Genomic DNA, 12434 nt, shown 5'->3' on the forward strand with positions numbered 1-12434 from the left:
TTCACTCCTGGGAGGCTCGTTCACATGAACGAGGTTTCAGCTAAATTGTCCGTGGCCGGATCGGTCGTCCCTCTAAACGCGGGGCCCTTGCCGATGGCGTTCAGTCGATCGAGGCCGGTCAGAAGAGCGTTCCCCGCCCTTCCGTTTATGAGATGGTCCCTCACGATGAGGATGTGTAGTATCGATTGACGGAACGCCTTGTTCAAAAATCGATAACAATGACCCCTTGAAATCGCGAACGGTCACAAGAGGGTAGCCAAGGCGGATGCGGTCGAGGCCGCGCCTCTTGCCTTCCCGGACGAGTCCGGGCAAAAGGCCGCAATGATCCAGATTTCCGGCCTTTCCGCCCGCATTGCGGGCCGTCTCCTCATCGAAAACGCATCCGTGACGCTTCCTGCGGGCACGAAGGCCGGGCTCGTGGGGCGCAATGGTGCCGGCAAGTCGACGCTGTTTCGCATCATCACCGGTGAATTTGCCTCCGAGGCCGGCAGCGTCTCCTTGCCGAAGAACGCCCGTATCGGCCAGGTGGCCCAGGAAGCGCCCGGCACCGAGGAACCGCTGATCGAGATCGTGCTGAAGGCCGACAAGGAACGCTCGGCCCTGATCGCCGAAGCCGAGACCGCAACCGATCCGCACCGCATCGCCGAGATCCAGACCCGGCTTGCCGATATCGGCGCCCACTCGGCCGAAGCGCGGGCCGCGAGCATTCTCGCCGGCCTCGGCTTCGATCACGAAGCGCAATTGCGCCCGGCCTCCTCCTTCTCCGGCGGCTGGCGCATGCGCGTCGCGCTCGCCGGCGTGCTCTTCTCCGAGCCGGACCTGTTGCTGCTCGACGAGCCGACCAACTATCTCGACCTCGAAGGCACGCTCTGGCTTGAGGACTACATTCGCCGCTATCCGCACACGGTCATCATCATCAGCCACGACCGCGATCTGCTGAACACTGCGGTCAACGCCATCGTGCATCTCGACCAGAAGAAGCTTACCTTCTATCGCGGACCCTATGACCAGTTCGAGCGGCAGAAGGCCGAGGCCGACGAGCTGCAGATGAAGGCGAAAGCCAAGAACGATGCGGCGCGCAAGCACCTGCAGAGCTTCATCGACCGCTTCAAGGCCAAGGCCACCAAGGCCCGCCAGGCGCAAAGCCGCGTGAAGGCACTTGAGCGCATGGGCACGATTGCGGCGGTGATCGAGGATCACGTCCAGGGCTTCTCCTTCCCGGACCCGGAGAAGGAAGCCGCCTCGCCGATCATTGCCGTCACAGGCGGTACCGTTGGCTACGAGCCCAGCAAGCCGATCCTCAAGCGGCTGAACCTCAGGATCGATACCGACGACCGCATCGCGCTGCTCGGTTCGAACGGCAACGGCAAGTCGACCTTCGCCAAATTCATCTCCGGCCGACTGGCGCCGGAGGCGGGCGAACTGAAGATCGCGCCGAACCTCAAGGTCGGTTTCTTCGCCCAGCACCAGCTCGACGACCTCATCCCCACGCAGAGCGCCGTCGAGCATGTGCGCCGGCGCATGCCGGACGCCCCCGAAGCCAAGGTGCGTTCGCGCGTGGCGCAGATGGGGCTGGCGACGGAAAAAATGGAAACGCCTGCCAAGGATCTCTCGGGTGGCGAGAAAGCACGGCTGCTGATGGGCCTTGCCGCCTTCGACGCACCGAACCTCCTGATCCTCGACGAGCCGACCAACCACCTCGACATCGACAGCCGCAACGCGCTGATCACCGCCCTCAACGACTATTCCGGCGCTGTCATCCTGATCTCGCACGATCGCCATCTGATCGAGGCAACGGCCGACCGGCTGTGGCTGGTGCGCGACGGAACGGTGACGAGCTACGACGGCGACCTTGAGGATTATCGCAGCCTGATCGTCGGCGGACCCAAGCCCAAGGACGACAAGGCCAAGCCGAACGGAGCCGATGACAGCCTCTCGAAGGCGGACCAGCGCAAGGTCAATGCCGACAAGCGCGCTTCGCTGGCGCCGCTCCGCAAGAAGATCAATGAAATCGAATCCTTGACCGGAAAACTGGAGAAACTGATTCAGGCACTTGATGTGGAACTGGCCAATCCGGTGCTCTACGAAAAGTCGCCTGCGAAAGCCGCCCAGAAAGCCAAGGAACGCTCCGACGCGGCAGTGAAACTCGCTCACGCCGAAGAGCAATGGCTTGAGCTTTCCGCCGAGTATGAAGAGGCAATGGCCGGCTGACAGAAGCCTGCCCGACCGGTCAGCCCAGTTCGAACGTGGTGATGCCGTAGATCCGTGCCAACGGCAGCCCGGGGTCGGGCCCGCGATACATGCGCGCCGTCTCGAACGCTGCCCGCAGATTGTAGCGATCGCAAAGCGCCTTGGCCGAGGCGTTCGGTTCGGGGATGTCGAGGTAAATTTCGCTGCCATTGACACCGGCGGCGACCTTGCGAAAGACCAGATCGGCGCCGGTCTCGGTGTCGGAGAAGAGCGGTCCAATCTTGAACCCGTTTCGGCAAGCCCGGATCGTTCCATAGGCCGCGACTGCGCCGTCGCGCAGCAGCAGGACACTGCGCCGTCCATCGCTCGACTTCAGCCATTCACGAAGGAACGCCTCGCGACGCGCCGGGACGAAGCGGCGGTCATACTCGGTGAGGAGCGACATATGGACCGGGGCGACCTCCAGGAGGTCGGCGCCCGGCGGCTCGATTACGTCGATGACACCGCCGTAGCGGATGTTCGCATGGGCATAGGTGAAGCCGGACCGCCGATAATTCTCCTGCTGTGCGACCACGCCGTCGAGGCCGACGATGCGGTTCCCGGCGACGACCATCGCCTGTTGCCACAGTTGCCGACCGATCCCCTTGCCGCGGTGTTCCGGTCGCGTGATGTAGAAGCCGAGAAAGGCGTAGCTTTCGTTGTATCGCACCAGCGAGATGGCGCCGACCGGCCCGTCCTCTCCATCGGCTATCCAGTAGCCGTCCGGATCGGCCGCCCAGAAGGGGCCGACATCACCGAGCCCGGGATTCCACCCCTCCTCGGCCGCCCACTCGATCATGACGTCGAGTTCGGCGCGGCTGGCACGACGGATTTGCTGCTGCATGGTTCACTCCTCTTGGGCGGTCAGATCGCCCTATCGTCAGCCCGGTTGACGGGACGAAACGGCACGTCCGGTGGTAGAGCTAGCGCAGTGGCGTTCAGAGGGAATGATAATCTGTCGATTTCCCCGACATTGACGGCATATGCTGGCGACGGACCGGCGGCGCTTGTCCGCCCTGCGCAATCTGCTACAAGAGCCGACAATAAGTCATACAAATCGAGCGGAACACCATGGCCCCCATCAAAATTGCCCTTGTCGGCGTCGGCAAAATCGTTCGCGACCAGCACCTGCCGGCGATCGCCAAGAACAGCGACTATCACCTGATCGCCGCCGCAAGCCGGCATGGCACGGTCGACGGCATCGACAACTTCAAATCGATCGAGGCGATGCTCGAAGCCGTGCCTGCGATCGAGGCCGTATCGCTCTGCATGCCGCCGCAGTATCGCTACGAGGCCGCCCGCGCAGCACTCGACGCCGGCAAGCATGTGTTCCTGGAAAAGCCTCCGGGCGCCACCCTCAGCGAGGTCGCAGACCTCGAGGCGCTGGCGGCATCGAAGGGGCTGTCGCTGTTTGCGAGCTGGCACTCCCGCTACGCGCCGGCCGTGGAAGCGGCAAAATCCTTCCTGGCGGCAACGACGATCAATGATGTCCAGGTCATCTGGAAGGAAGACGTGCGCCACTGGCACCCGAACCAGGAATGGATCTGGGCGGCGGGTGGCCTCGGCGTCTTCGATCCCGGCATCAACGCGCTTTCGATCGTCACCCACATTCTGCCGCGCCCGCTGTTCGTGACCTCGGCCGTGCTCGAATTCCCCGAGAATCGCGACGCGCCGATTGCTGCCACCATCACCTTCACGGATGGGAAGAAACTGCCGGTTTCCGCCGAATTCGACTGGCGCCAGACCGGCAAGCAAAGCTGGGATATCGTCGCCCGGACGGCGGCGGGCGAGATGGTGCTGTCCGAAGGCGGCGCCAAGCTCGCCGTCGACGGCAAGCTCGTGCATCAGGAGCCGGAACAGGAATACCCAATGCTCTATCGGCGTTTCGCCGAGATCGTCAAAGCCGGACGGTCGGACGTCGATCTCGCGCCGCTGCGTCACGTCGCCGACGCCTTCATGCTCGGCAAGCGCAAGTTCGTCGAAGCGTTCCACGACTGATTTTCCAGACAGGCAGAAACGCAAAGCCCGCGGTATCGGCCGCGGGCTTTGTTCGTCGCAATGCGCTGTAAACTCAGGCCTTCTTTTCCCACCGGCCGTCGCGGTTCTGCTGCCAGTAGGTGAGGCTGTGCCCCTCCCCCTTCAGCCGCTTCCAATGGGCGCGCGCGCCTTCGACCTGATCCTGATCGTAGCCGTCGAACATGAAGACGATGCGCTCATAGGTCGAAACATCAGGCGGGCTGGCGCCATCGATGACGAAACGCACCGTCGCCGCATTCGCATTGCCTTCGTCCGCCACCAGCAACACCGGCTGATCGGCAGCGAACTCGCCGACATCCGTGCCATGCGGCAGGAAGCTCTCGTCGCGATAGACCCAGAGATGCGTGTCCAGCGCGTCACGCCGCTCGGCATCGATCGTCTGCACGGCCACCCGCCAGCCGCGCTCGACACTCTTGTCGAGCAACGGCGGCAGCGCGTCTTCGAGCTTCGATTCCGTCAGGTGATAGAACAGGATTTCGGTCATGCCGATCGCTTCCCGCTTTTCGTCACGTCCAGCACGGCCGGTCAGGATTCGTAGCTCGCCCGCACCAGTTCATCGAGCAGCCGGACGCCGAAGCCCGAGCCCCAGGACTGGTTGACCTCATCCGTCGGCGCGCCCATGGCGGTGCCGGCGATATCGAGATGCGCCCAGGGCGTGTCCTTGACGAAACGCTTCAGGAACTGCGCCGCCGTCACCGCGCCGCCGTGGCGGCCGCCGGTGTTCTTCATGTCGGCGAACTTGCTGTCGATCATCTTGTCGTATTCCTTGCCGAGCGGCATGCGCCACAGGCGTTCCTGCGTCGCCATGCCGGCGGCAAGGAGCTGCCCGGCCAGACGGTCGTCGTTGGAGAACAGGCCGGCGTGATGGGTCGCAAGCGCAACCATGATGGCGCCGGTCAGCGTCGCAAGGTCGATGATTGCCTGCGGCTTGAAGCGGTCGTTGCAATACCAGAGCGCATCGCAGAGCACGAGACGGCCTTCGGCGTCCGTGTTGATCACTTCGATCGTCTGGCCGGACATCGAGGTTACGATGTCGCCGGGGCGCTGGGCGCTGCCGTCGGGCATGTTTTCCACAAGGCCGATGATGCCGATGGCGTTGACCTTCGCTTCACGCGCGGCCAGCACATGCATGAGGCCGGTGACGGCGGCCGCACCGCCCATGTCGCCCTTCATTTCCTCCATGCCGGCGGCCGGCTTGATCGAGATGCCGCCGCTGTCGAAGACGACGCCCTTGCCGACAAACGCGAGCGGCCGTTCCTTGGCCTTGCCGCCCTTCCACTGCATGATCACGAGGCGCGGCGGTCGGGTAGACCCCTGGGCGACGCCGAGCAGCGCGCCCATGCCGAGCTTTTTCATTTCCTTTTCCGTGAGGATCTCGACCTCGACGCCGAGCTTCTCCAGTTCCTTCGCCTTGGCGGCAAACTCGACCGGCCCCAGTACGTTCGCCGGCTCGTTCACCAGGTCGCGCGCCAGGAACACGCCTTCAGCCACCGCCTCTGCTGTGCCGAAAGCCTTCTTCGCGGCAATGACGGTACCGGTGACGATCGTGACCTTGGTCGGCTTGCCGGAGGACTTGGCGTCGTCATCGGCCTTCTTGGTCTTGTAGCCGTCGAAGCTATAGGCGTTCATCTCCATGCCGAGTGCGAAATCTGCAGCCGCCCTGCCGGTCACGTCGACCCCAGGAGCGTCGACGAATACGGTCACCTTGTCGACTGAGCCGAGTTTCGCCGCAACGGCGCCGCCGGCCTTCAGCCAATCGTGATCCGAAAGCGCATCCGCCTCTCCAAGCCCAAACACAATGATTCGGTCAGCCGGCGAGCCATGCGGCGCAACGATATCGAGGCTGGAGAACACCTTTCCGGTGAACTTCTTCACCTTGGCTGCCTTTGTCACGACGTCTTCCGGATCGGCGACATCCGCGCCGGCCGCGGCTCCGCCGCCCGACGTCTTGAGGAGCACGGCAACGCCGCCGCTCGGCCGGTGGGACTTGGCAAAGCTGAACTCGAACTTCATCGGCATTGAAAAACTCCGGGATATTTCCTGTTTCGGTGCGCAGCCGGAGAATCGAAAGTAGCTTCCGAGAGCCGGGCGCCAGGGCAAGGTGATCTGGCCGCGACGCATCTGGATGACACGGCGAGGCTTATGGCGATCCGCCCTGTTACCGGGCGGTTACAGTGGAAAATATTCGCAACATTCGCCACCGTCAAAGCTGTGGCCGGCACCCTTCTCGCTTTTCAACCGCTTGGCAAGATGCCCCTGGATGTTTACATGCGGTTAACCGAGGTTCTTCGCCTTAAATTATCCCTGTTGCTTCACAGTTTGAGCGACACGAAATAGCGGGTAAGAACCGGGCTTCGGTTTGGACCCGGGCAATGCCCGGTCCGACGCCGCCGCCGGACAGAAACATGAGCAGGATTTTGGACCGGACACGGGCATGAAGCTGATCGAACGCTACATCTTCCGGCGTGCCTTGGTCATGTTCCTCGCGACACTCCTGCCATTGCTCGGCATTGTGTGGACAACGCAGGCGCTTGCCAACGTCAACCTGGTCACCGACAGCGGCCAGTCGGTTCTGGCCTTCGCCAAACTGGCAACCCTCATCCTGCCTTCGGTCATCCCGATCATCCTGCCCTTCGCACTGGTCATCGGCGTCACCCAGACCCTGACCACGATGAACACCGATTCGGAACTGACCGTGCTCAACGCCGCTGGCAGTTCGCGCATGGCCATCATCCGGCCGGTCATCTATCTGGCGGCGGCCCTGAGCGTCCTGTCCTTCGCGGTCGACAACTTCGTCGAGCCCTATTCGCGCGTTTCGGTACGCAAGATGCTGGCGACGGCCAACGCCGACCTTCTGTCGTCGGTCGTTCAGGAGAATTCGTTCCGCAAGGTTGCCGACGGGCTCTACGTTCAGGTCGGAGCGCGGCGCAGCGGCGGCGTGTTGCAGGGCATCTTCGTTGCCGATTCGCGCAATCCCGCCTTCGAGCTCGTCTATTACGCCCGCGAAGGCGCGGTGGATGAAAAGAGCTCCGCGCTGGTGATGAAGGACGGCGAGGTGCAACGCAAACTGCCCGACGGCAGCGTCTCGATCATCAAGTTCGATTCCTATGCCTTCGACCTCGCCGACATGACCAAGACCACGCGCGAGGCGACGATCCGGGCGAAGGACCGCGACCTGGCCGGGCTTCTCAATCCCGATCCGGACGATCAGGTCTACAAGAACAATCCGCTTGCCTTCACAGCCGAGATCAACCGCCGCCTGACGGAGTGGACCTTTCCGCTGCTCTTCGGCCTGATCGCACTGGTATTCAGCAGCGATGCGCGCTCTCACCGGGAAGCACGCGTCCATCCGATGGTGAGCGCGCTCGGAACGGCGCTGCTCATCCGCTGGATGACCTTCTATGCCGGCAACAGCGCCGAGGATTCCATCTGGTTCGTGCCGCTGATGTATATCGTGCCGCTCGCAGCCGGCGGGCTCTGCATTCACCAGCTGGTGAGCAACAAACGTCTGGATATCCCGATGACCGGGCAGGAAAAGCTGCAGGATCTCCTGGTTCGCCTGCGCCTGGTGCGGCGTGACGCCGAGGGAGGGCAGCCGTCATGATGGGCACGCTCGGACGCTATTTCTTCATCCGCTATGTGATCACCACTTTCTGGTTCCTCGTCGGTATCTTCTCGCTGATCTTCATCATCGACTTCAGCGAGCAGGCGAGCCGCCTGGCGAACCTGCCGCACTATTCGATCACCGGCGCTCTGCTGATGACCGCCCTCCGCATCCCGCTGATCCTGCAGCAGACGATTCCGTTTGTGGCACTGTTTTCGGCAATGGCCGCGCTGATCTCCCTCAACCGGCGCTACGAACTGGTCGTGACCCGCGCCGCCGGTATTTCCGTCTGGCAGTTCCTGCGCCCCTTCGTCCTTGGCGCCTTCCTCTTCGGCGTGCTCGCTGTCGTTGCGCTCAACCCACTGGCGGCCTGGGGAACGAAGCGTGGGGAGGCATTGCTGGCGGAATGGGGCGCCTCGCGATCCTCGGATTCCGGATCGATTCCGTGGCTGCGACAGATCTACAACGGTACCGATACAATCATCGGCGCGCGCTCGGTCCAGGACAATGGCACGACGCTCCTCAACGTCACCGTTATCCACTTCGATCCACAGGGAACGATCATTCTGAGACAGGATGCGACGTCCGCGAAACTCGAAGATGGTTACTGGCTTCTTAACGAAGTAACTGAAACGCGCAACGGGCAGCTGCCGCGGCGTTTGAAAACAGCACAACTCAGCACCAATCTGAAAGCCGAGTTTGTTCAGGAACGTCTTGCAAAGGCTGATTCCATTCAGTTTTTTGACCTTCCGGCAAAGATCGAGGTGGCTCGCTCCTTCGGTTTTTCAACCAATGGCATGGAAACCCAATTTCACTCGATGCTCTCGCTGCCGCTCCTTCTCGTCTCCATGACGCTGATAGCCGCCTGCGTGTCGCTCAAGTTTAGCCGGTTCAACCAATCTAGCTCCGTAATTCTCGGTGGCATCCTTTCAGGCTTCGTGCTTTATGTCGTCACCGTGCTTGTCAAAGCATTCGGGAGCAGCGGCATTGTGCCTCCTTTCGTTGCAGCCTGGTTGCCAGTTGTTGTAGCGATGGCGCTGGGCTCGACGATTCTTTTAAATCAGGAGGATGGCTAGTGGCGGTAGTGAACCGCAAACGCATGACGCTGATCAACGCTACCCTGCTTGCAGGCGTGGCGCTGCAGACACTTGCCATGGGAATGAGTGCGCCTGCGATGGCGCAGCAGACTTCGGACCGCCTCGATTCGCTGCGGCCGAACATGCCAGAAGACGTCAAGCTGCTTCTGTCCGCCAATGAGCTCGTCTACAACAAGGACGCCGAGAAGGTGATCGTGCGCGGCAACGTGCAGATCGACTACGGCGGCTATAAGATGGTGGCCCGTCAGGTCGAATACGACCAGAAGAATGGCCGCATCTATGCATCCGGGGAAATCCAGTTCATCGAGCCGGGCGGCAATGTCGTCTACGCCGACAAGATGGACGTCACCGACGATTTCGGCGACGGTTTCCTTGAGCAGATGCGCATCGAAACCACCGATTTGACCCGTCTTGCCGCCACGAGCGGTGAGCGCCGGAACGGTGAGGAGTTCATTCTGAACGAGGCTGTCTACACGGCCTGCACGCCCTGCTCGACCAAGCCGGAGCATCGCTCGCTGTGGCATATCAAGGCGCAACGCGTCGTTCAGAACGGTCGCACGCGGACGATTCGGCTTGAGAATGCCCGCTTCGAACTCTTCGGCAAGCCGATCGCCTATATCCCGGTGATGGAGCTGCCCGACCATACGGTCAAGCGCAAGAGCGGCTTCCTGTTCCCGACGTTCCGCTCGGCCCAGAAGCTCGGCGTCGGCGTCGGCGTCCCCTACTATTGGGCGATCTCGCCCTATATGGATGCAACGGCAACCGTGACGGGCCTGACCCGGCAGGGCTTCCTGCTGGAGGGCGAGTTCCGTCAGCGGTTCCACAACGGCTTCCATACGCTGAACGTTGCCGGCATCAGCCAGCTCGACAAGAGCAAGTTCACGCCGGGCACGGTCGACGCGATGAAGACCAATCGCGGCATGATCGCGTCGCGGGCTGAATTCGAGATCAATCCGCGCTGGACGTTCGGCTGGAACGTCCTCGTCCAGTCGGATGCCAACTTCGCCAAGACCTACGAACTGTCGAACTTCGATAACACGACCTATGTCAACCAGGCCTATCTGACCGGCCTCGGCAAGCGAAACTTCTTCGATCTGCGCGCCTTCTACTTCGACATTCAGGACGCGGACCCGAATAGCATCAATGAAAACCAGCAACCCGTTACGCAGGTCCTTGACTACTCCTACAAGGCGCCAAAGCCCGTGCTGGGCGGCGAGCTTTCGGCAACCGTCAACTTCACGAACGTCAAACGAAACCGGCTGGACCTCGAAACCGTCCCCGGTGTCGTCAATCGTTTCCGCGGCCTTGAGGGCACGACCCACCGCCTGACCGGCGAGCTTGAATGGAAGCGCATGTTCATCGCTCCCGGCGGTCTCGTCGTCACGCCGCTCCTTGCGGCGCGCGGCGATGCCCTCGGCCTCAACATGGACGCGCCGGGACCGCTCTACACCGGCGACTACGACACCAGCGACGCGGCGACGCGGCACATGTTGACCGCCGGTCTCGAAGCCCGTTACCCGATCCTGTTCGTCGGCGAAAACAGCAGCCATGTGCTTGAGCCGATCGCTCAGCTCTACGCACGCCCTGACGAACAGGACGCCGGTGGCCTGCCGAACGAAGACGCCCAGAGCTTTGTGTTCGATGCGACCAACCTTTTCGACCGCGACAAGTTCTCTGGCTTCGACCGGGTCGAAGGTGGTACGCGCGCCAACGTCGGCTTCCGCTATACCGGTACCTTCGACAGTGGCTACGGCCTGCGCAGCATCGTCGGCCAATCCTTCCATCTCGGAGGCCTGAACTCCTTCGCAACCGACGACCTGGTGAAGGCCGGCGCGAATTCCGGTCTGGAAACCAAGCGCTCGGACTATGTCGCGATGTTCGGCATCGACGCACCGTCCGGCCTGATGGCGAGCCTCTCGGGCCGCCTCGACGAAAAGGATCTGGCACTGCGCCGTGCCGATGCGACCGTCGGGTATCTCGGCACGACGTGGCAGGCGGCGATGACCTATACACGCATCGAAGCGCAGCCGCTTTATGGCTCGCAGGTGAACCAGGACGAAATCCAGACGGCGGCCGCCTACAAGTTCCATGACTACTGGTCGGTCTTTGGTGCCATCACTTACGACATCAACCAGGACGTCATCACGCGCAACGGCTTCGGCATCACCTACGACGATCAGGACACCCTGTTCTCGCTTGTCTACAAGCAGGAACGCGATACCGGCAGCACGCTGGCGAACGATTGGTCGATCGGCGCCAGAATCAGCTTCCGTACGCTCGGTGACGTGAATGTCGGCGACACCAAGTTCGAAGAGCTGGATTACTATTAAGATCATTGAAACGAGGGGGCGGAACGCGAAGTTCGCCCCCTCGCGCAATTTTGGGCTGCTCAAACGGTCTTGTCATCGTTTGGCCGCATGTATTATGCATTTCCTCCGACAAGATAAGGCAACGGCGCAAAGCCGGTAGGCGGACAAGGCCCGACGGCGGTGATCGTCCGGCAAACAGGAAAAGGTAATGGGCGGGAAAATGTCGATCTTGAGGACGCTTTCGGTATTGGCTGTGGCCGGAGCCCTGAGCATCGCGGCATGTGCCGGTGCGCAGGCTGCAAGCCAGGTCAAGGTAACGGTCAACAACACCGTGATCACCTCGGGCGATATTGCCAAGCGGGTTGCATTCCTGCGTCTTCAGCGCCAGAAGGGCGGCCCCGAGGAAGCGAAGAAGCAACTGGTGGACGAGGTCCTGAAGCGCGCCGAAATCGTTCGCATCGGACAATCCGTCAGCACGCAGGACGTCGATGCCGCCTATGCCCGTTTTGCTGCGGGCAACAAGCTTTCGGCGGAACAGCTCGGCAAGATCCTCGACCAGGCCGGTGTCGGCGCCGATCACTTCAAGCAATTCATCGCCGTACAGATGAGCTGGCCCCGCGCGGTCAACTTCCGCTATGGCAATTCGAGCCGCCTCCAGGGCGCCGATCTCGTCAAACGGATGATGGAAGGCGGCGGCAACAAGCCGGTGACCACCGAATACTTCCTGCAGCAGGTGATCTTCGTCATTCCCGAGAAGAAGCGCGGCGCCATCACGGCAAAGCGGCAGGCCGAGGCGAACGCCTCCCGTTCACAGTTCCCGGGCTGCGAGACGTCGAAGACCTTTGCCGCCAACTATCGCGACGTTTCGATCCGCAGTCTCGGCCGGATGCTTGCCCAGCAGCTGCCGGACGAGTGGAAGCCGTTGGTCGAGAAGGCCGGGGAGAACGGCACGACCGGAACCCGCGTGACCGAAAAGGGCGTCGAGTACCTGGCAATCTGCAAGAAGCGTGAAGTCAACGACGACACGGCCGCAGAAATCGTCTTCCGTGCCGAGGACATCGGCAAGAAGAAGGCCGGCGGGGAAGATCCGAACAGCGAAAAATACCTCGAGGAACTGCGCAAGAAAGCGCAGATCGTCAACAAGTAAGCACAACGGCA

9 protein-coding genes are annotated in these 12434 nt (G+C 62.0%); 6 read left to right on the forward strand and 3 right to left on the reverse strand.

From position 1 onward, the window contains the following. Positions 1–321: 321 nt before the first annotated feature. Positions 322–2211 (forward strand): ABC-F family ATP-binding cassette domain-containing protein, encoded by a 1890-nt coding sequence (locus tag ASE60_RS21155; protein WP_057252683.1) that lies wholly within the window; start codon positions 322–324, stop codon positions 2209–2211. Positions 2212–2230: 19 nt separating this feature from the next. On the opposite strand, the gene ASE60_RS21160 is transcribed toward ASE60_RS21155, so the two are convergent. Then, positions 2231–3073, reverse strand: coding sequence for a GNAT family N-acetyltransferase (locus tag ASE60_RS21160; RefSeq protein WP_057252685.1), 843 nt, complete (start codon positions 3071–3073; stop codon positions 2231–2233). A gap of 227 nt (positions 3074–3300) precedes the next feature. Here ASE60_RS21160 and ASE60_RS21165 point away from each other — a divergent pair, with 227 nt between their 5' ends. Further along, complete coding sequence (locus ASE60_RS21165) at positions 3301–4227, forward strand: Gfo/Idh/MocA family oxidoreductase (protein ID WP_057252686.1); 927 nt, start codon at positions 3301–3303, stop codon at positions 4225–4227. A 73-nt stretch (positions 4228–4300) separates the two neighbouring features. Here the strand turns inward: ASE60_RS21165 and ASE60_RS21170 are convergent, their stop codons facing one another. Continuing rightward, positions 4301–4750 (reverse strand): DNA polymerase III subunit chi, encoded by a 450-nt coding sequence (locus ASE60_RS21170; RefSeq protein WP_057252688.1) that lies wholly within the window; start codon positions 4748–4750, stop codon positions 4301–4303. Between the two features lie 41 nt (positions 4751–4791). Then, complete coding sequence (locus ASE60_RS21175) at positions 4792–6285, reverse strand: leucyl aminopeptidase (protein ID WP_057252689.1); 1494 nt, start codon at positions 6283–6285, stop codon at positions 4792–4794. 415 nt (positions 6286–6700) lie between these two features. Between ASE60_RS21175 and lptF the strand changes: the two genes are divergently transcribed. The 4 genes from lptF (at position 6701) to ASE60_RS21200 (ending at position 12423) form a co-directional block, all read left to right on the forward strand. Then, positions 6701–7870, forward strand: a complete 1170-nt coding sequence (lptF, locus tag ASE60_RS21185) for an LPS export ABC transporter permease LptF (RefSeq protein ID WP_057252901.1) — start codon at positions 6701–6703, stop codon at positions 7868–7870. Then, the gene (gene lptG / locus ASE60_RS21190; protein WP_057252693.1) at positions 7867–8946 is read left to right on the forward strand and encodes an LPS export ABC transporter permease LptG; all 1080 of its coding nucleotides are present in this window, start codon (positions 7867–7869) and stop codon (positions 8944–8946) included. The genes lptF and lptG overlap by 4 nt, the downstream gene beginning before the upstream one ends. Then, positions 8946–11297, forward strand: a complete 2352-nt coding sequence (locus tag ASE60_RS21195) for an LPS-assembly protein LptD (RefSeq protein ID WP_057252695.1) — start codon at positions 8946–8948, stop codon at positions 11295–11297. The genes lptG and ASE60_RS21195 overlap by 1 nt, the downstream gene beginning before the upstream one ends. A 187-nt stretch (positions 11298–11484) precedes the next feature. Further along, entirely contained in the window at positions 11485–12423 is a 939-nt protein-coding gene (locus ASE60_RS21200) for a peptidylprolyl isomerase (RefSeq protein ID WP_057252696.1), read from the forward strand. Positions 12424–12434: the final 11 nt, after the last annotated feature.

This window comes from Ensifer sp. Root278 (genome assembly GCF_001429285.1).
GTDB lineage: Bacteria > Pseudomonadota > Alphaproteobacteria > Rhizobiales > Rhizobiaceae > Ensifer.